General features: G+C 71.1%; 20 protein-coding genes. 13 read left to right on the top strand and 7 right to left on the bottom strand.

Annotation, left to right across the window (positions count from 1 at the left end; translation table 11 throughout):
- Nucleotides 1-170: 170 nt before the first annotated feature.
- Entirely contained in the window at nucleotides 171-362 is a 192-nt protein-coding gene (locus E2B92_RS01395; RefSeq protein ID WP_126884474.1) for a hypothetical protein, read from the top strand.
- A 95-nt stretch (nucleotides 363-457) separates the two neighbouring features.
- Here E2B92_RS01395 and E2B92_RS01390 read toward each other — a convergent pair whose 3' ends face one another.
- The 3 genes from E2B92_RS01390 to E2B92_RS01380 all read right to left on the bottom strand — a co-directional run bounded on the left by E2B92_RS01390 (nucleotide 458) and on the right by E2B92_RS01380 (nucleotide 3,027).
- Entirely contained in the window at nucleotides 458-1,618 is a 1,161-nt protein-coding gene (locus E2B92_RS01390) for an oxygenase MpaB family protein (RefSeq protein WP_126884475.1), read from the bottom strand.
- 85 nt (nucleotides 1,619-1,703) lie between these two features.
- Nucleotides 1,704-2,759, bottom strand: coding sequence for a polyprenyl synthetase family protein (locus E2B92_RS01385; RefSeq protein ID WP_126884476.1), 1,056 nt, complete (start codon nucleotides 2,757-2,759; stop codon nucleotides 1,704-1,706).
- Complete coding sequence (locus tag E2B92_RS01380; protein ID WP_126884477.1) at nucleotides 2,749-3,027, bottom strand: polyprenyl synthetase; 279 nt, start codon at nucleotides 3,025-3,027, stop codon at nucleotides 2,749-2,751. The genes E2B92_RS01385 and E2B92_RS01380 overlap by 11 nt, the downstream gene beginning before the upstream one ends.
- A gap of 379 nt (nucleotides 3,028-3,406) precedes the next feature.
- Between E2B92_RS01380 and E2B92_RS01375 the strand changes: the two genes are divergently transcribed.
- From E2B92_RS01375 to E2B92_RS01360, 4 genes are all read left to right on the top strand, one after another.
- On the top strand, nucleotides 3,407-4,597 hold the full coding sequence (locus E2B92_RS01375; RefSeq protein WP_126884478.1) for a cytochrome P450: 1,191 nt from the start codon (nucleotides 3,407-3,409) through the stop codon (nucleotides 4,595-4,597).
- 279 nt (nucleotides 4,598-4,876) lie between these two features.
- On the top strand, nucleotides 4,877-6,496 hold the full coding sequence (locus tag E2B92_RS01370) for a PP2C family protein-serine/threonine phosphatase (protein ID WP_126884479.1): 1,620 nt from the start codon (nucleotides 4,877-4,879) through the stop codon (nucleotides 6,494-6,496).
- Nucleotides 6,493-7,623 carry a cobalamin B12-binding domain-containing protein gene (locus E2B92_RS01365; protein ID WP_126884480.1) on the top strand — a complete coding sequence of 377 codons (1,131 nt, stop codon included), beginning with the start codon at nucleotides 6,493-6,495 and terminating at the stop codon, nucleotides 7,621-7,623. The genes E2B92_RS01370 and E2B92_RS01365 overlap by 4 nt, the downstream gene beginning before the upstream one ends.
- Nucleotides 7,620-8,024, top strand: coding sequence for an STAS domain-containing protein (locus E2B92_RS01360; protein WP_126884481.1), 405 nt, complete (start codon nucleotides 7,620-7,622; stop codon nucleotides 8,022-8,024). Before E2B92_RS01365 ends, E2B92_RS01360 begins: the two co-directional genes overlap by 4 nt.
- A gap of 41 nt (nucleotides 8,025-8,065) precedes the next feature.
- Here E2B92_RS01360 and E2B92_RS01355 read toward each other — a convergent pair whose 3' ends face one another.
- On the bottom strand, nucleotides 8,066-8,287 hold the full coding sequence (locus E2B92_RS01355; RefSeq protein WP_126884482.1) for a DUF5133 domain-containing protein: 222 nt from the start codon (nucleotides 8,285-8,287) through the stop codon (nucleotides 8,066-8,068).
- A 270-nt stretch (nucleotides 8,288-8,557) separates the two neighbouring features.
- Here E2B92_RS01355 and E2B92_RS01350 point away from each other — a divergent pair, with 270 nt between their 5' ends.
- The 6 genes from E2B92_RS01350 to E2B92_RS01325 all read left to right on the top strand — a co-directional run bounded on the left by E2B92_RS01350 (nucleotide 8,558) and on the right by E2B92_RS01325 (nucleotide 12,882).
- Nucleotides 8,558-8,875 (top strand): hypothetical protein, encoded by a 318-nt coding sequence (locus E2B92_RS01350; RefSeq protein ID WP_126884483.1) that lies wholly within the window; start codon nucleotides 8,558-8,560, stop codon nucleotides 8,873-8,875.
- A 206-nt stretch (nucleotides 8,876-9,081) separates the two neighbouring features.
- On the top strand, nucleotides 9,082-9,642 hold the full coding sequence (locus tag E2B92_RS01345) for a VanZ family protein (protein WP_235023634.1): 561 nt from the start codon (nucleotides 9,082-9,084) through the stop codon (nucleotides 9,640-9,642).
- Nucleotides 9,643-9,887: 245 nt separating this feature from the next.
- On the top strand, nucleotides 9,888-10,403 hold the full coding sequence (locus E2B92_RS01340) for an ATP-binding protein (protein ID WP_327437478.1): 516 nt from the start codon (nucleotides 9,888-9,890) through the stop codon (nucleotides 10,401-10,403).
- A 182-nt stretch (nucleotides 10,404-10,585) separates the two neighbouring features.
- The gene (locus E2B92_RS01335; RefSeq protein WP_126884485.1) at nucleotides 10,586-10,933 is read left to right on the top strand and encodes an STAS domain-containing protein; all 348 of its coding nucleotides are present in this window, start codon (nucleotides 10,586-10,588) and stop codon (nucleotides 10,931-10,933) included.
- 184 nt (nucleotides 10,934-11,117) lie between these two features.
- On the top strand, nucleotides 11,118-12,323 hold the full coding sequence (locus E2B92_RS01330) for a phospholipase D-like domain-containing protein (RefSeq protein WP_126884486.1): 1,206 nt from the start codon (nucleotides 11,118-11,120) through the stop codon (nucleotides 12,321-12,323).
- A 130-nt stretch (nucleotides 12,324-12,453) separates the two neighbouring features.
- Nucleotides 12,454-12,882 carry an SRPBCC family protein gene (locus E2B92_RS01325; RefSeq protein WP_126884487.1) on the top strand — a complete coding sequence of 143 codons (429 nt, stop codon included), beginning with the start codon at nucleotides 12,454-12,456 and terminating at the stop codon, nucleotides 12,880-12,882.
- A 15-nt stretch (nucleotides 12,883-12,897) separates the two neighbouring features.
- Here the strand turns inward: E2B92_RS01325 and E2B92_RS01320 are convergent, their stop codons facing one another.
- Nucleotides 12,898-13,608 carry an MOSC domain-containing protein gene (locus E2B92_RS01320; protein ID WP_126884488.1) on the bottom strand — a complete coding sequence of 237 codons (711 nt, stop codon included), beginning with the start codon at nucleotides 13,606-13,608 and terminating at the stop codon, nucleotides 12,898-12,900.
- Nucleotides 13,609-13,790: 182 nt separating this feature from the next.
- Between E2B92_RS01320 and E2B92_RS01315 the strand changes: the two genes are divergently transcribed.
- Nucleotides 13,791-14,639 carry an RNA polymerase sigma factor SigF gene (locus E2B92_RS01315; protein WP_126884489.1) on the top strand — a complete coding sequence of 283 codons (849 nt, stop codon included), beginning with the start codon at nucleotides 13,791-13,793 and terminating at the stop codon, nucleotides 14,637-14,639.
- A gap of 336 nt (nucleotides 14,640-14,975) precedes the next feature.
- The gene (locus E2B92_RS01310; protein WP_126884490.1) at nucleotides 14,976-15,941 is read left to right on the top strand and encodes a YihY/virulence factor BrkB family protein; all 966 of its coding nucleotides are present in this window, start codon (nucleotides 14,976-14,978) and stop codon (nucleotides 15,939-15,941) included.
- 59 nt (nucleotides 15,942-16,000) lie between these two features.
- On the opposite strand, the gene E2B92_RS01305 is transcribed toward E2B92_RS01310, so the two are convergent.
- Both E2B92_RS01305 and E2B92_RS01300 read right to left on the bottom strand, forming a co-directional pair.
- A complete protein-coding gene (locus tag E2B92_RS01305) occupies nucleotides 16,001-16,510 on the bottom strand; it encodes a MarR family winged helix-turn-helix transcriptional regulator (RefSeq protein WP_126884491.1) in 510 nt (169 codons plus the stop codon).
- Between the two features lie 263 nt (nucleotides 16,511-16,773).
- Nucleotides 16,774-17,652 (bottom strand): STAS domain-containing protein, encoded by an 879-nt coding sequence (locus E2B92_RS01300; RefSeq protein WP_126884492.1) that lies wholly within the window; start codon nucleotides 17,650-17,652, stop codon nucleotides 16,774-16,776.
- Between the last annotated feature and the right edge of the window lie 2 nt (nucleotides 17,653-17,654).

Here is a 17,654-nt window from a genome sequence, read left to right as displayed (position 1 = left end):
CCTCAATGTGCACTATCTCCCTTCGCTGTATCCCGCGACGCGCGGTCGCTGTCACCGGGGAGCTCGCCACGTCACGCGAACAGCCCCGCTGAGCGGGGCGGAGAGGGGCGAGGGCCGCCAGGCTGGAGCAGCGAGAAGAGGGAACAGCCGGCACAGCGAGGAGCGCACACGTGGACACCTACACCGTCGAGTACACGGCACCGAAGACCCCGCCCCTGAGGGAACGCAAGGTCAAGGCGGACGACTACGCGGTGAAAGGTGAGTTCGTCGACTTCACCACCCTGGACGGCACGAAGGTGTTCAGCATTCGCGCCGACGCCATCGTCACGATCGCCAAAGAAGCCCCATCTTCGCTTCCGTAGGCATCCCGGACGGCTGAATCCCGAAGAGGGCCCTGCGGCCGCCCGCCGGAATCCGCCCCGGCGGGCCGGACCACCAGCGGGTGTCGGTGCGGCGGTCAGGACACCGTGGGGGCCGGTGGGGTCCATCGGCGCGTGCGGGGCACCCCGCTGGAGACGCCGTAGTCCTTCTTCAGCGTCTCCGGGATGGCGTAGTGCATGACGCGGCCCCGCGTGAGGGAGGACAGCTCGAAGATGGTCGTGAGGTGGCCGAGGCGGTCCAGGGCCCAGGCGCCGAGCGGGGAGCGGTCCTCGATGGTCTCCAGCACGCCCAGGAGATGGGGGGCGGCCTTGACGACGGTGTCCCACCGGGTGCGGGGAACGGCGAGCCAGTCCGCGCACGTGTCGCCGATCAGGTAACGGATGAGGGCGGACACGATCGGGTCGAAGAAGGTGCCGGGCACCACCTCTTCATAGAGGTCGATGAGCTGCCTGGTCAGGTGCGTGCCCTCGTCGGAGGGCCCCATGTGCCGCACCATGTACAGGTCGAGGAACCGGCGGGCGTCCTCCAGGGTCTTCGGGACAGCCGCCTGGTCGACGCCGAGCATGGCGCCCACGACGCGCCAGGCGTAGTAGTAGGCCTCCGCGCCGTCCGTCGACATATGGATGCCGAGCCGGTGCAGGCTGTCCAGCACGAGCATGGAGAAGAACATCTGTCCGCCGATCATGTCCTCCTGACAGATCGGCACCCCCAGCGCGGCCTCGTCCCAGCGGTTCGCGCGCCTGAGGTGGTGGCGGATGGAGGCGTGCAGCAGACGGACCTTCTGCGCGGCCGGGATGAAACGGCTGCCGGCCTCGAAGGCGTCCGGCTGCATGAGGTAGACGGTGAACTGCCCGGTCTCCGCCATCCGTTTGGAGGGGTACTTGAGACCGTGCGTGGCCGACAGCAGCTTCGCCACGTGCGGGACGACGTAGCAGGCGGGCATCGAGGCGAAGGACAGCGCCGTGGAGATGTGGACGTTGTTGTCGACGAAGAACAGCCGGGCCTTCTCCATCTCCGCCCAGTCGACCCACGAGGGCGGGACACGGGTCGCCTCCAGGTACTCCCGGGCGACCTCGGGCAGCCCGTCCGGAAGGGGGGCACCCGCGGTGGAGACGTAGCGCATCAGGGTGTTGAACGTGCCCACCTCGCCGCGTTCGAAGAGAGTGGCGACGGTGGCGTCGGCGAGTTCGTCACCGGACTGGCGCAGGGCGTCCATCGACGCCTCGGTGCGGGTCATGGCAGGGCTCCTTGTCGTGCACGGGAGTTGATCGGCGTCGGTCGGCGGTACGGCGGCGGCCGCGGGCTGTTCCGGGTACGAGGGGTCAGGACGCGCGGACCGCCGCGGAATGCGCCAGCGCGGTCAGGGCACCGGCCGCGTGGGGCGGCACCTCCAGCTCGTGGAGGGCGTCCAGAGCCGTCTCGACCCGCGCGCCGATCATGTCTTCGACACGGTCCGGCGCCCCGAGCCGGCGCATCACCTCCCGCACCGCGTCCAGACCGTCCCCGTCCGGCCCGCCCCGGCCCAGCAGGGCGCTCAGACCTTCCCGGTCCTCGTCGCCCGCGAGGCGCCACGTCTCGGCCAGCAGGGCGGTGGGCCGCCGGCCGCGCAGGTCGTCGGCGTTGCACTTGCCGGTGCGCGACGCGTCCCCGAACAGGCCCAGCAGGTCGTCCCGCAACTGGAACGCCTCGCCCAGCGGCAGCCCGTACGCGCTGTACCCCTCGCGCAGCTTCGCCCCCGCCCCGGCCAGCGCGCCGCCGATCAGCAACGGCTGCTCGACGGTGTACTTGGCAGTCTTGTACCGGACCACCTTCAGCGACGCGTCGGTGTCCAAAGCGGCCCCGGTGCGCAGGATCTCCAGGCACTCGCCCGCCACCAGTTCGCGAGCCATCACCGACCACAGCGGACGGGCCCGGGCCAGGTACGCCGCGGGCACACCACTGGTGGCGAACAACTCCCCGGCCAGCGCCATCAGCAGGTCCCCCACCAGCATGGCCAGCGACCTCGCCGCGGCGTCGGCACCCGTACGGTGCCCCACGGCGTCGCGCAGGGCGACCTGGGCCGTGGCACGCCCGTGCCGCAACGGGCTGTCGTCGATCAGGTCGTCGTGCACGACCGCGGCCGCGTGCACCAGCTCCATGGAGGCCGCCGCCCGCACCAGGGCGTCACTGTCCGGCTGCCCCACCGCGCGCCAGCCCCAGTAGCAGAACGCCGCCCTCAGCCGCTTGCCGTCCGCGACCGCCGCCTCCAGTTGCGCGGCCACCGGGTTCAGCAGCGGGTCGATCGCCGCGAACAGATCCGCCTCCCTGGCCACGTACCGGCGCAGCACCTCGTCGACACGTGCCTTGAACGCGGCCGGCTCCCACCGGTCAGACGTCACGGGCGGCCCTCCGGGCCAGGGCGTGCCGGGCGAGGACCTCCAGGTGGGCCGGGGGCGCGGCCGCGTACCGGTCCAGTACCAGACGCCCGCGCGCCACCAGCTCGTTCTCTGCCTCCGCCGCCAGCCCCGCGGCATCGGAGCGCCGCAGCAGCCCCCGTACGGTCCCCAGCGCCGAACCGACCGCGCTCACCGCCAGATCGGTCAGCCCGGCGACCAGCAGCACCGCCTGTTCGTCCCGGCCCGCCCGCCATCCCGTTTCTCGCGTCACGCTCTTCCCCCACTCACCGAATCACCCGGGCCGCGCCCGTACGCGCCCCGTTCCGAGCATCCCGTCAGCGGAAGCGGGAGAGCCCCGTAACTCACGATCGAGTGACCACACTGCTCGGCCGTGCGGATCATGGAGACGCCCCCCGCGCGATCGCGCCGGCCGGTGCCGGCCCGGGTGCTCCCGCCGCTGCCCGACGAGCCGCCGGCATTGCCTTCGCCGCCATATCATTGCAACGAGCGTTGCGTTCAGTCGCACGGTCATTGCATCAAATGCCCGGCTATTGCCTGCATCAATGCCTTTTATTCGTTGACGATTTACTGAACGCAACGTAGCTTTCAGGTTGTGTCAACCACGTTGCGCCGCGAGACGAGGAACCGTCATGGCTGAATCCGTCCACACCGTCACGACACTGCCGACCGCACGCCGCCCGGGCTGCCCCTTCGACCCGCCGGCGGAGCTCATCGACGCCCGCCGCAACGGCCCCATCAGCCGGTGCACCCACCCCGGTGGCAGGCCCGGCTGGCTGGTCACCGGATACGACCTCGTCAAGTCGGTCCTCGCCGACCCACGGTTCAGCGCCCGCAAGGACCTCCTCAATGTGGTGGACTTCGAGCTCCCTCCGGCACCGCCCGGCGAGTTCCTCCTCATGGACGAGCCGCAGCACGGGCGCTACCGGAAGCCCCTGGTGGGCAAGTTCACCGCGCGGCGGATGCGCCTGCTCACCGAACGCGTCGAGCAGATCACCGCCGACTGCCTGGACGCCATGGAGGCAGCCGGCCCGCCGGTGGACCTGGTGACCGCGTTCGCCAAGCCCATCCCCACCATCATCATCTGCGAACTGCTGGGAGTGCCGTACGAGGACCGCGCGTCCTTCCAGGAGCAGATCGACTCCTTCATGAACGGCGAGCCGAACGAGGAGGAGCTGGTGGCGGCCTACACCGCGACCCAGAACTACCTCGCCGGGCTGGTGGCCGCCAAGCGCGCGAACCCCACCGACGACGTGCTCAGCGAACTCACCGACAGCGACCTGACCGACGAGGAACTGCAAGGCATCAGCCTCATCCTGCTGGCGGCCGGGTTCGACACCACCGCGAACATGCTGGCCCTCGGCACCTTCGCCCTCCTGCAACACCCGGCGCAACTGGCCGCGCTGCGCGACGATCCCGCCCTCACCGACCGGGCCGTGGAGGAACTGCTCCGGTACCTGAGCGTCGCCAAGACGTTCATGAGGACGGCCCTGGTGGACGTCGAGGTGGGCGGCCAGACCATCGAGGCCGGCACCACGGTGATCCTCTCGTACAACACCGCCAACCGCGACCCCGAGCGGTTCACCGACCCTCATGTGCTCGACCTCCACCGGAAGGACGGCGGGCATGTGGCCTTCGGTCACGGCATCCACCTCTGCCTGGGGCAGCAACTGGCGCGCGTGGAGATGCGTGTGGCGTTCTCCGCGCTGCTCAGCCGCTTCCCCACACTGCGCCTGGCCGTGCCGGCCGAAGAGGTCGGCCTGCGCCCGGAGACCGCCGACATCCACGGGGTGAAGAACCTCCCGGTCACCTGGGACGTGTGACCGGAGTCCTCCGCGGGGCGAACGCCCGCACGCCGGCAGGCCAGGGATGCGGACGCGTATGTGTGCGTGAGGTCTGGGCGGTGTGGGTGGCGTGAAGATTTCGCGGTCCCGGCGGCTCGGCTTGTCCCAGAAGGTCGCAGCTCAGGACCGTTGGGGCGGGGGTGGGACGTTTCCGGCGAAGGGGTTGCGGGCGGGCCCTGCTTGCAGGATCGTTGTCGATCGGCAACTTTTTCTTTGCGGCAAGAAAGGCGAGAGCCCGCGTCGTGCGGGCTTTGCTTCATGGCTCCTTCCCCAGACCATGCGCGTACCGGCGCCCCCAGCGTGGTGAGCGCTGCCGCTGCCCCGTGCCCGGTGGTGGTCCTGAACGCCGACGGGTGCGTGGTGGAGCTCAACGCGGCCGCCAGCGCGCTCCTTCCGGATGCGCGCGTCGACCAACCCCTGTCGTCGCCCCACTGGCTCGCCGGTGCCCACCGTGCCGCCGACGCCACCGAGACCAGAGGCGCGGTGGGGGAGGGCTTCTTCTCCGCGCACCCGTCCGCGGTGCCCGGGGGGAGTACGGCGTGGTGGCTCGTGGAAGAGACCGCCTACCGGTCCGTGGTGGAAGAGCTGGAGGCGGAACGCCGGCGCACCCGCTTCCTCGCCGAGGCCTCCAGCGCCCTGCTGTCGTCGCTGAACCTGGGACGGTGCATGGAGCTCACCGCCCGCCTGGCCGCACAGCAGCTCGCCGACGCCGCGCTCGTCATCGCCCCGTCCACGGCCAGGAAACTGCCCATGGTGGTCTGCGACCACCGCGGGCGCATCACCCACACCACGGTGTCCGGCGCCGTGCACGGCGTGCCGGGCCTCCAGGAGGCGCTGCGGGGCTTCCCCCCGGTGCCCTCCCGCTGGATAGACCCCGCCTCGGCGCCCGACTGGCTGATCCCCGAGGGGTTCGGCGAGATCGGTTCGCTCGCCATCACGCCGCTCCCGGGCCAGGGCGTCCCGGCCGGCGCCCTCGTCCTGCTGCGGCGGGCCCAGCAGGCCGCCTTCAGCGCGTCGGAGGAGGCGTTCGCCGGGCTGTTCGCCGCCCGGGCCGGCGCGGCGCTGTCCGCCGCCCGCCTCTACGCCGAGCAGAACACCATCGCCGACACCCTGATGCGTGACCTGCTCCCGCCCGTCCTGCGGCACGTGCAGGGCGTGGAGTTCGCGGGCGGCTACCGGCCCAGCGTCGACAGCGACCGCATCGGCGGGGACTTCTACGACGTCCACCCGCCGAGCGCCGACTGCCCGGAGACCCTCGCCGTCCTGGGCGACGTGTGCGGCAAGGGACTGGAAGCCGCGGTGCTGACGGGAAAGATCCGCAACACCCTCCAGGCGCTGCTGCCCATGGGCGACGACCACGCCAGGATGCTGCGGCTGCTCAACAACGCCATGCGCAACAGCCACCACACCCGCTTCGTGACCCTCGTACTGGCGTCCGTGCGCCGCGAGGACCACGACGTGGTGCTGCGGCTGACCGCCGCCGGGCACCCCGCGCCGCTGATCGTGCGCCGGGAGGGCACCGTGGAGGAGGTCGACACCGGCGGCTCCCTCATCGGCGTCCTGCCCGAGATCGCCACCCGCACCGCCCAGGTACGGCTCGCGCCCGGAGAGACGTGCCTGTTGTTCACGGACGGCGTCACCGAGGCCAAGGGCGGCCCGCTGGGCGACGCCATGTTCGGCGAACAGCGCCTGAAGCGTGCGGCGGCCGAATGCGCCGGCATGCCCGCCGAGGCCGTCGTCGAGCACATCCAGATGCTCACCGCCGAATGGATCGGCGACGGCCCCCACGACGACATCGCCGTCCTGGCCATCACCGCACCGCGCGGTGCGCATCTCAGTGCAGTAGACGGCACAACTCCGGGCAGGTACACCGCATGACGACCACCCACGCTCCCGGCCTCGACGACGAGCCCGGGGGCCACCCCATCGGTGCCCGCCTCGCCCCCCGCAGTGACGAACGGGCCGCCCCATGGGCGGACAAGCTGTGGAACGCCGTCCGGGCGGCGGACGAGTACGCGGCCGTCGACGTCGTCACCGACGCCCTGGAGGCCGGGCTCGCACCCGAGACGGTGCTGCTCGAAGTGATCGGCGCCGTCCAGCACCGGGTGGGCACCGAATGGGCCGCCAACCGCATGAGCGTCGCGGCCGAACACGCCGCCACCGCCATCAGCGACCGCGTCATCGCCTGCCTGCCCGTACGCCGTCCCGCGACGTTCCTGGGCCGGGTGACGGTCGCCTGCGTGGACAAGGAATGGCACGCCCTGCCCGCGCGCCTCCTCGGCGAGACGCTGCGCCTGCGCGGCTGGCAGGTCGACTACCTCGGGGCCCAGGTGCCCACCGCCCATCTGATCAGCCAGATCCACCGCACCGGGCCGGCCGTGGTGTGCCTGTCCGGCTCCCTGCCCACGCGCCTGCCCCACGCCCACGCCACGATCAGCGCCGTCCAGGGCGCCGGTACGCCGGTGATGGTCGGGGGTCTCGCCTTCGGCGCCGACGGCCGCTACGCCCGCCAGTTGGGCGCCGACGCCTGGGCACCCGAGGCCCGCAGCGCCGCCGACCGGCTCGCGGCCGGCCCTCTGCCCCGGCCGCGGCCCCCGCACCAGGCGACCGACGACCTGCCGCACCTGGCCGACCAGGAATACACCATGGTCGTCCGCTCCTCCCGCAGCCTGGTGCGCGAGACCTTCAAGGTCCTGGAACAGCGCTTCCCCGCCATCGGCGGCTACGACGAGGAACAGCGGGAACGGACCGCCGAAGACCTCGCCCACATCGTGGACTTCCTGGCCGCCGCCCTCTACGTGGACGATCCCGACCTCTTCGTCGGCTTCCTCCTGTGGACGGGGGACGTCCTCACCGCTCGCGGCGTCCCGGTCCAGTCCGTCCTGCCGGGCCTCGATCTGCTCGCCGGGCAGTTGCGCGACTTCCCCCGCGCCCGCCGCTTCCTCAACGCCGGGCGTTCCGCGCTCGCTTCCCGTGTCCGACGCCGAGCCGGAAGGACGCTGTGACCGCCTCTCCCGACGCACATCCCGTTGTCGTCCAGCCGGACACCGGTCGGCACCTGCTGCGCCTCGCCCTCTTCGGTGACCTGGACTACGACTCCGGGGAGGAGATCCTGCACCTGGTGCGGCAAGCCCTGGGCGCGCACGAGGAGGCGCACGAGCTGGTGCTGGACTGCCGGGAGCTGCGGCTGGTCGACTCCATGGGGTTGTCGGTCCTGTTGCAGGTCCACCGGGACGCGTCGGAGGGCGGCAGACGATGTCACCTGGAGGCCGTCGGCCCGGCGCTGGAGCGCCTGCTGAGGATCACGGGCACCTTCGACCACCTCACCGCGCCGGGCCCGGCGTCGGCCTCACCGTCCGTCAGCCGTTCACAGACGGCGTGCGACACGCGGCATTCGGGTGCGTAGTGGCGGCTGCCACCAACGGGTTCCACGCGCCCGCCGCGTGCTCAGGAGGGCAGCAGGGGAGCGGGCCGCGCTTCGACCACACGGCTGCGGGCGGCGGCGAGGGCGGCTTCAATGTCACGGGTGCCCGTGGTCACGCACAGGGTGGAGGCGATGTCGTCCATGCGCCGTCGCGCTTCCGGCGTGCTCGCCTCGGCGTGCACGCTCCGGAGAGCCTCGTACTGCTCGACGAGGTCCTTGAGGACTGCGGGGTGGGCCATCAGCACGCCGGCGCTCCTTCACACATGTGGTCTTCCGGTGACGCGGCTACCCCGTCGCTCACTCCTCATACGTGAGCGGAAGGTTGCGGCCTGTGCGGGACCGCGGGGCCGGGGGGCATGCGCCGGACAGCCCGGCGGCCGGGCTGCCCCGAACGGGTGGCCTGTCATGCGATGGGTGGTGCGCCTGTTCGCCGGTACGCGGGCGGGGCACGCCATATAGGGGGTCGGGCATGCCGCCGGGCCCGTCATCCGTTCATGCCGAGACGAGGAGAGCACGTGACCACCTACGTCATCACGATCCCGGGCACGTTCCTTCGCGAACTGACCGACGACGCCCGCTCCACCCTGGTGCGGAACCTGCGCCCCGCCGACCCGCGCCACACGTCCCTGGGGCGGGTGGAGGAGCTCGACGTCCTGACGGTCAACGACAACGGCACCTTCAGCGTGCGCCTGGAGGTGGAGGCCGACGACAGCCGCCGTGCCGAGGAGGCCGCCCGGCGCACGGCGGCCGCCGCGCTGCGGGAGGCCGGTTACACCGAGGACGAGGCGCCCACCGGGCCGGCGGCGGTGACCGGCATCGACGCGCAGGCGTGAGGCGCATGCCGGGCCCGGGTACAGAGGGCACCCGCATGTGCGGGGACGTGGTGCGAAGACGTCCGCGTGTGGCCCGGGTGAGCGCCGCCGGGACGCGTCGGCCGGAATGGGGCGGTCACATCCCGCGTGGGGAGAACTCCCCGTGTACGGACGCCACTTGAGGGTAGCGGGACCGTCAATCGGACCCAACCCGGCGGGAGCGAGAGATGGCGGGTACACCATGGCGCCGCAAGGCCGTCGAGGAACCGGAGGACCGGACGGCTCCCGGGGCGACGCCCCGCCTGTCACGGTGGGGCCGCGTCGTGGTCATGCTGCTGGCCTTCGCGGCCATGGTGGGCTTCGCCGTCCTGCTCGCCCGGCTGACGCTCGAGCCCTCGGCGGCCTCCGAGCCACTGACGCACAGCAATCTCCGTCCCGGTGACTCCATCCGCGACTACCTGGCCCAGCCCGCCTTCCGGGACACGGTCAAGCAACTGGGCGGCAACATCGCGCTGGGGGTCCCGTTCGGACTGCTCCTGCCGGTTCTCGTGCCGCGTGCCCGGGGGCTGGTGCGTGTGACCGTGGTGACGGCCGTGGTGATGATCCTGGTCGAACTGGTGCAGGGCGCTCTGGTGACGGGGCGGGCCTTCGACGTCGACGATGTGATCCTCAACAGTGCCGGGGCGTTCCTGGGGTACGTGATCCTGGGTCGCAGGCTGGGGCGTGCCGTCCATCCTCGCCGGCGTCACTGGTGGCACCGCTACACCAGGCCCTCGGCAGTCGACTGACCGGCGCGGCAGGGCCTCGCCCCGCCCGGCCCCGCGCACCCGCCGGCCCGCGTCCCGGCGGCACCTGAAGCCGCAGACACCTGGTGGGGGTAAAGTGCCCCCGGGTCTATCCGCTCGCCGGTCGTATCCCCTGCACCGGGGCGCAGGCTGCTCGTACCGCCTTCCCGCGGCAGCACCGTGCAAAAAAGGCGGTGTCGTCGGGCAGATCCGGGATAGGGGTATGGGGGACCTGTGGCGAGAGGAAGATGTGTGAGATGGGGGTAGCTCTGATGCGTGGTGACAGTGTGGCCCCACCCGGGGCCGCGGAACCACCCTGGCCCGCCCCGCGGAACTCGGGGCAGGAGACACCCGCGCCGACTGGGCTGACGGCCGCAGGCGTTACCTCCACAACTTACACCGATCTTGACGGAGCCATCGCTTCGGCGCGGGACTTCGTCGCGGCGTTTCTCCTGGCCAAGGCGGCCGTCGGGGTCACCATGGGACCCACCACGGTCGGGGACGCCCGGCTCGTGATCAGCGAACTCGTCACGAACGTCGTCAGGCACGCCTCGGGTCCCTGCCAGGTCGACCTGGAGCTGATCGGCCAGGTGCTGCACATAGCGGTGTCGGACACGCACCCCGTGGCTCCCACCGCCCATGCGCCCGACCCGCAGCGCGTCGGGCAGCACGGGCTGGAGATCGTTCTGGCCGTGTGCGAGGGCGTCGAGGTCGAGCCCCTGCCGTGGGGCAAGCGTGTCCGGGCGCGTCTCGCCCTGCGCTGAGCGCCCAGCCGATTCCGGCCGATCGCGACGGAGTGCCCGGCGGGGTCGCGGAAGGGCCGGTCGCGGTCGTGCGAAGAAGATGCCCCGCACAGGCGTGACGTCGGCGTGAGTCGGGGGACAGTGGGCAGTCATCAATACCGGTGCGTAAGGGGCGCCCACGAGTTCGCGAGGAGACATCAGCTATGGAACCCGGGCGATTTCAGGCACAGGGCGAAGTGCGGCCGACGGGCGTCGCGGTCGTACGGGTCAGCGGCGAGCTCGACTACGACGGAGTGACGGTCCTCGAGAACGCGGTCAGATCCGTCCGGGCACTCGGCGGCCACCGCCTGCTGCTCGACCTGTCCGGCCTGACGTTCATGGACTCCTCCGGCGTCAACGCCCTGCTCAAGGCCCGCCAGGAGACACACGTCACCGGCGGCTGGATGCGGATCGCGGGCCCGCAGCCGCCGGTGCTGAAGGTCATAGAGCTCGTCGGTCTCGACCAGGCCATCCCCCTGTACTCCAGTGTCGGCGAGGCCCTCGAGTCCTGAGGCCACTCGTCCGGGAGCGCCATCGCGGGGGAGAGGTCCTCCGGTGCCCTTCCGGTCCTCGGCGGCACCCGTGCCGGCGTGAACGGCGCCCGCGGGGGAACGTGCGCTTCGTCAGCACCCGAGCAGGTGTCCGAGGCTGCGCCGCAGAACAGCCCTGGGCCCGAGGCCACCGCGGAGAGTCACCATGAGCGTCATCGATCCCCTCAGACGTCCCCCGACGACCGTCCCGACCCACGACGAACGCAAGCAGCGGCTGCGACGCCGGCTCGAGCGCCTGATCGGCATCGCCGCCACCGAAGGCAACGAGCTCCATCCCCTGCGCAACGGCGACGAGATATTTCCCGCCATGCTGGACGCCATCGGCTCCGCCCGGCACACGATCGACATGATGACCTTCGTCTACTGGCGCGGAGAGATCGCCCGTGAGTTCGCCACCGCCCTCGCCGCCCGTGCCCGGGCCGGAGTCAGGGTGCGCCTGCTGCTCGACGGCTTCGGCGCCCGCCAGATCGAGAACGGCCTGCTCGACCACATGGAGGAGGCAGGCGTCGACGTCGCCTGGTTCCGCAAGCCCCTGTGGCTGTCGCCCTTCAAGCAGAACCACCGCTGCCATCGCAAGGCCCTGATCGTCGACGAGCACACCGCGTTCACCGGCGGTGTCGGGATAGCCGAGGAATGGTGCGGCGACGCGCGCAACCCGGGCGAGTGGCGCGACACCCACGTCAAGGTCCGCGGCCCCGCCGTGGACGGCATCGCCGCGGCGTTCGCACAGAACTGGGCGGAGTGCCACGCCGAACTGTACGACGAGCGCGACCGCTTCACCGGGCACACCCAGCACGGGGACGCCATCGTCCAGGTCGTACGAGGCTCCGCCAGCATCGGCTGGCAGGACATGCAGACGCTGATCCGTGTGATGCTCACCTCCGCCCAGGAGCGGTTCCGCCTGGCCACCGCCTACTTCGCCCCCGACCGGTACTTCATCGACCTGCTCTGCGAGACCGCCCGCCGCGGCGTCGCGGTGGAGATACTGCTGCCGGGCCGCCACACCGACCAGCGAGCCAGCCAACTGGCCGGACAGCGGCATTACAGCGACCTCCTGGCCGCCGGTGTCGACATCCGCCAGTACGAGCCCACCATGATGCACGCCAAGATCATCACCGTTGACGAGGTCGCGTCCCTGATCGGGTCGACCAACTTCAACCGCCGCTCCATGGACCACGACGAAGAAGTGATGCTGGCCGTGCTGGACGAGGCGTTCACCGCCACGCTCGACCGCCACTTCGACGAAGACCTCACCCACAGCCGGCCGGTCACGCTGTCCCGCTGGAAGCGCCGCTCGGGCCTCCAGCGCGCCCTGGAAGTCGCGGTCAGCCCCATCAGGCGCTTCCTGTAGGCCGAATGGGCCGGGCGAACGGGCCGGCGCCTCGCCGCGGGCATCAGCGGGGGCGCTCGGGGTAGGCGGGCGGCACTCACCGCGGTCGTACCGCACGGATCCGTCACTCCAGGAGAAGGGAAGACCCGCCATGTCGTCCTCGCTGGTCGAAACAGTGGACATGAAGGCCCCCGTTTCGCTGATCTGGCAACTGTGGAGCGACGTGACGAGGTGGCCGCGGTTCCTCACGCACGTCACCCGGGTCGACCGGATCGACGAACGCAGGTTCACGTGGTGGCTCACCCTGCCCGGCGGGGACAAGTACTTCACCGCCGAACTGACCGAGGTCATCCCGGAGGAACGCATCGCCTGGAAGGTGGTCGCCGGCACGCAGCACGCCGGCGTGGTGACCTTCCACCGGCTGAGCGACACCACGAGCCGTCTCACCATCCAGCTCGAGTACGAGCCCGACGGGTTCATCGAGCACCTGGGGGCCCTCACCAACCTCGACAAGACGCTGGCCAACTACGACCTGGGACAGTTCCAGCGCATGGCCGAGGACCTGGCGGCATCCTCCTGAGCCGTGCGCCGGGCATCATAGAAGGACGATGCCGTCCCCCACTCGCACCAGCCCGGGGGCAGCGACCGTCGCCAAGGCGTCCAGGCGGGTGCCGTGCGCGCCGGCGATGGCTCGCAGCACCAGCGGCGAGTGGGGCAGGTCCCCCTGGGCCTCGTTGACCATCACGCACCGCTCGCTGGACCGCACGAACTCGACGTGGACGGATTCGCCGATCCGCGCCGTGCTCCCGAACCACTCGTCCTCGACGAAGGGGCGCGTGCCGGGAGGAGTGCGTACCAGGAGATTCGGCCGGAAGCGGCGCTCGTCCACGGGAACTGTGGGGACCGCCGAGCGCACCCAGTCGAGGGTGGCCGTGGTCAGGACGCTCACCGGGAGCTGGTCGACGTGCGAGGTGGCGCCCTCGCGCACCACGGCGACGTCGTCGCGGCCGAGGTAGCCGCGCAGATAGGCCGAAGGGTCGGGGACGGCCGTGCCTCGTGGGTCGAGCAGTTCCGGCCGGTCGATGCCGTCGGCGTAACGGGAACGCAGATGCAGCAGGCCGGGCATCCTGCGGAAGCGACGCGTGTTCTTCCCCGACCCGAACTTCCCCCCGGCGTCACGTACCGCGAAGAGGCGGTCTCCGAGCAGCCCCCTCGCGTCGACGTCCACCCGCTGGAGCGACTCACCACCGGTCGACTTGACCGGATACCGCCAGATCCGTTCGATCACACCCACGACGTCCGTCATCCGGGAGACGCTACAGGAGCCGTACCGCACCCACTTTCGACACACGTCCATGAGACCGCCCGGTGGGATCAGGTCGGACGTCCCCAAAAAACATGTGCATGAGTCGTGCATGCCTGGGTAGGCGCGGCTCACCGCCTCGCTGAGATCGACGGGGCTGCACTGATGTGGGAGGGGACAGGACGATGACGACTTCGGTGGCCACGGAAGCGGTGGCAGAAGCGGGTGTCGCGGAGCTGCCGGTGGTGGCGGACCCGGGGAAGCTCGCGCCCAAGGACGCCCGCGACCTGTCGAAGTTGTTCTTCGAGCGGCTGACCGTGCTGGAAGAGGGCACCAGGGAGTACCAGTACGCCCGGAACACCCTTATCGAGATGAATGCCTCGCTCGTCCGCTATGCGGCCGGACGGTTCCGCAGCCGCGGGGACCAGATGGAGGACATCGTCCAGGTCGGCATGATCGGACTGATCAAGGCGATCGACCGGTTCGAGCTCTCCCGGGAGGTCGAGTTCCCGACGTTCGCCGTGCCGTACATCGTCGGCGAGATCAAGCGCTTCTTCCGTGACACGTCATGGGCGGTGCACGTGCCGCGGCGCCTTCAGGAAGCACGTGTCGAGCTCGCCAAGGCCACCGAGGAGCTCAGCACCCGCCTGGGCCGCACTCCCACGGTCCGCGAACTCGCCGAGCTGATGAGCCTCAGCGAGAAGGAGGTCATCGAGGCCCGCATGGCCTCCAACGGCTACAACGCCACCTCCCTCGACGCGGCGCTCCACAGCGGTGAGGACGACGACGCCGCCCTGGCGGACTTCATCGGCGCCGAGGACCCGGCCATGGAACTCGTGGAGAACTTCCAGACCCTGGCCCCGTTGCTCGGCCAACTGGACGAGCGCGACCGCTGCATCCTCCACCTCCGCTTCGTCGAAGAGCTCACGCAGGCGCAGATCGGTGAGCGCCTCGGCGTGTCACAGATGCACGTCTCACGACTGCTCACCCGCATCCTGAAGCGGCTGCGTACGGGCATGCTCGCCACGCACTGAGCCGGGCGGCCCAGGACCGGCCGCACGGCAGGGCCTTCACGGGCGATCGGCTCCACCCCCTCGGGCAACCGGAACGGAGCCGATCGCCCCCGCTCGTACGACTCGCCCGTACGGACCACGGATTGGCGCCGCCGCATGGCGCCGGGTACAGCCCGGACCGGCGGATACCATCCGCCATGAGCCACCGCGGCCGCGGCACGCGCGTGGTCGTGCGGCCGTGCCCGCGAGACACCCGTCGGCGCGGCACGTGGGTGTCCCCCGCGCGCCCGGCGAGCAGCCGTGCGGCGAGGCCAAAACCGCCGCTCGTCAGCCCCGACTCGGCCACGCGGAGGACCGATGGGAACCGTCGTGCACGTCCCGCAGACGAAGGACATGCTCGGTGAGGAGCTCTCCGGCGACGAAGCCTTCACCGCACTGCGGCACTACGGTGGACGGAAGCTGTTCGTCGACGCCTTCGCACGCTTCCGCTACGCCGACGGGTTCACCTCCGCACGCTCCCTGGGCTACCAGGTCGTCCTCGGTATCGTGCCGTTCACCATCGCCCTGGTCGGCATCGCCACGACCACGCACACGGAGAACCTGGGGCGGGCCGTCGAAGTGGCCCTGGCCGAGATCATCCCCGGCACCAGCGCCGAACTGGTACGGCAGGCGCTCGCCGACACCCGGCGCAGTGCGGGCGGCGACGCGGCCGGGGCCGTGGCCATGTGGCTCGGGCTCGGCTTCGCCGTCGTCAACCTCGCCGGGGCGATGGGCCAGATCGAACGCGGATGCAACCGCATCTACGGCATCGAACGGGATCGTCCGTTCACCGCCAAGTACGGCAGGGGTGTGCTCCTCGCGCTGTGCGCCGGCCTCCCGCTCGGGGGAGGGTTCCTCGTCATGGTCGCGGGGCGCGCCATCGGGCGGGCCGTGGTCCAGGCCCTGGGCTGGCCGCCGTCGCTGCTCGGCTGGTGGCAGCACGCGTACCTGCCGGTGGGGGTACTCCTCGCGGCCGTCGCCTCGGCCGTGATCTTCCGTTGGGCTCCCCGCCGTGACCAGCCGGGTTACACCTGGCTCATCTTCGGCTCGGGCCTCCACCTCCTGCTGTGGGTGGCCGCGACGTGGCTCCTCGCGCTGTACGTCAACAACAGCGGATCGTTCGGAGCGGTGTACGGGCCGCTCACCGCCTTCGTCGCCCTGCTGCTCTGGGCGAACGTGACCGGCGTCGCGCTCTTCCTGGGGGTCGCCTTCGCCGCCCAGTTGGAAGCGGCTCGCGCGGGCATCACCGAACCGGTGCGTCCGGACCCCGGACCAGGCCCCTGACACGGCCTGTCCGCGAGGACGGGCGACGTTCTGCACGCGAGCCGGACGCCGGACGCCGCTCACGCGGTTTCGGCGGACGACGCCGTACCGCCGTCCGCCTCGCCTCCGTGGGCCCCGGTGTCCTCGACGGCGAGGCGAAAGCCGCCCAGGCCGGCCGCGAGCGCCGTACGTTCCGCGGGAGGCATGGCCGAGATGACGTCGAGCAGCGCGGTCTCACGCCGGGCACGCAGGTCCTTCAAGTAACTCTCCCCGCGGCTCGACAGGCGCAGTTCCAGCTCCCGCCGACTGGCCGAGCTGGGGGAGCGCTCCACGAAACCCAGCGCGTCGAGGCGGTCGCACATCCGGCTGACCGAGGACGGCGCGGACCCGAGCACATCACCGAGCGTGCGCAGATTGATGGGCTGGTCGCGCTCCAGGATGTACAGCACCCGCAACTGCGAGGTCGAGACCGGAGCCGACGACGTGGTGTCGCGGCCCTTGTTCCAGAGCACTTCCAGCAGTTCGATGACCTCCCGGGCGGCCCGTACGGCAGCATCCCGGTCGGCGCCTGGAGGGGTCTCGGAATGCATGCCCTCAACTGTGACACTTCGCAACGGCCTTGTCAGTCGCTGGGACACAGGGACTCCTCCTCGTACCACTGGGCAAGGGCCTCACAGCCGTCACGCTCGGGACCCGGCCCGGGGCGAGGCCTCATGCGCTCCACAGCCTATGCCCGTACGGAGGCACAGCCCAGCGGACGACGGCGCCGCCCCCGGCCGCCGGGCCGGCCAACCACCGCGGCGGACCGTGCGGTTCGGCCGGGCAGGCGCGGCGCGGATCGAGGGCGGCCGGCTCACACGACCGCGGCGGAGTCGGCCGGCTGGGCAGGCCGCTCGGTGAGGGCTGTCGCCGCTGCCAGCGCGTCGGCGAGGGTGGCGTGCGTGAGGACGGGGGACAGGTCGATGCCCAACTCGGCGATGGTCCGGGCGATGGGCGGGCGGATGCCACTGATGACACAGTCCGCCCCCATGAGGCGTACGGCGTCTACCGTCCGCATCAGATGGTGGGCCACCACGGTGTCCACGGTGGACACACCGGTGATGTCGAGGATCGCCGCCTGTGCCTCTTCCCGCTCGATGGCCTCCAGGAGGTTCTCCATGACGACCTGTGCGCGCGTGGAGTCGAGCGTACCGATGAGGGGCACGGCCAGGACCTTGTCCCACAGACGCACCACCGGCGTGGACACCTCGAGCAGTTGCCGGCTCTGCCTGCGGACGATCTCCTCGCGCCCCGCCGCATAGGTCTCGAAACTCAGGGCGCCCGCGGGGTCCAGGAGCCGGTTCACCAGCAGCGCCGTCGCATGGAGGGCACCCGGGTCACGGGTGGAGTGCTGGACCGCCTCGAGCAGCGACTCCTTCAGCGCCGGCACGGCCAGGGACGTGGCCGTGGGGCTGGCGCCGCTCCGTGCGCGGCTGAGGGACAACTCGACGATCGCGCGGCGCAGGACCGGATGCGTGGTGACCACACGGTCCGCCGGCTGGTCACTCTCCAGACCGGAGCGGAGCGCGTCGACCAGCGCGTCGGCCTCCTGCCGCAGCTCGGCCTCGGAGATCCCGCTTCCCGGCGCCGCCTGCTCGCACTGCAACCGCACCCAACGGTCGGCCACCTTCTCCGGCCGTTCCCGCAGGGCCGCGAGGACATGGATGCGGGCCTCCGTCTCCCTGGCGTCCATGG

The sequence above is a fragment of the Streptomyces sp. WAC05374 genome, assembly GCF_004353505.1.
Classification (GTDB): Bacteria; Actinomycetota; Actinomycetes; order Streptomycetales; family Streptomycetaceae; genus Streptomyces.
The sequence above is the reverse complement of the archived record's forward strand: the minus strand, read 5'-3'. Positions and strand labels throughout refer to the sequence as shown.

Excerpts from the sequence above, each read along its gene's own strand:
- E2B92_RS01390 (WP_126884475.1), bottom strand. The coding sequence starts at position 1,618 with ATGACCCGCACCGAGGCGTCGATGGACGCCCTGCGCCAGTCCGGTGAC.
- E2B92_RS01365 (WP_126884480.1), top strand. The coding sequence starts at position 6,493 with ATGACGACCACCCACGCTCCCGGCCTCGACGACGAGCCCGGGGGCCAC.
- E2B92_RS01315 (WP_126884489.1), top strand. The coding sequence starts at position 13,791 with ATGACGACTTCGGTGGCCACGGAAGCGGTGGCAGAAGCGGGTGTCGCG.
- E2B92_RS01310 (WP_126884490.1), top strand. The coding sequence starts at position 14,976 with ATGGGAACCGTCGTGCACGTCCCGCAGACGAAGGACATGCTCGGTGAG.
- E2B92_RS01305 (WP_126884491.1), bottom strand. The coding sequence starts at position 16,510 with ATGCATTCCGAGACCCCTCCAGGCGCCGACCGGGATGCTGCCGTACGG.
- E2B92_RS01325 (WP_126884487.1), top strand. The coding sequence starts at position 12,454 with ATGTCGTCCTCGCTGGTCGAAACAGTGGACATGAAGGCCCCCGTTTCG.
- E2B92_RS01340 (WP_327437478.1), top strand. The coding sequence starts at position 9,888 with ATGTGTGAGATGGGGGTAGCTCTGATGCGTGGTGACAGTGTGGCCCCA.
- E2B92_RS01370 (WP_126884479.1), top strand. The coding sequence starts at position 4,877 with ATGGCTCCTTCCCCAGACCATGCGCGTACCGGCGCCCCCAGCGTGGTG.
- E2B92_RS01330 (WP_126884486.1), top strand. The coding sequence starts at position 11,118 with ATGAGCGTCATCGATCCCCTCAGACGTCCCCCGACGACCGTCCCGACC.
- E2B92_RS01345 (WP_235023634.1), top strand. The coding sequence starts at position 9,082 with ATGGCGGGTACACCATGGCGCCGCAAGGCCGTCGAGGAACCGGAGGAC.
- E2B92_RS01375 (WP_126884478.1), top strand. The coding sequence starts at position 3,407 with ATGGCTGAATCCGTCCACACCGTCACGACACTGCCGACCGCACGCCGC.
- E2B92_RS01335 (WP_126884485.1), top strand. The coding sequence starts at position 10,586 with ATGGAACCCGGGCGATTTCAGGCACAGGGCGAAGTGCGGCCGACGGGC.
- E2B92_RS01300 (WP_126884492.1), bottom strand. The coding sequence starts at position 17,652 with ATGGACGCCAGGGAGACGGAGGCCCGCATCCATGTCCTCGCGGCCCTG.
- E2B92_RS01320 (WP_126884488.1), bottom strand. The coding sequence starts at position 13,608 with ATGACGGACGTCGTGGGTGTGATCGAACGGATCTGGCGGTATCCGGTC.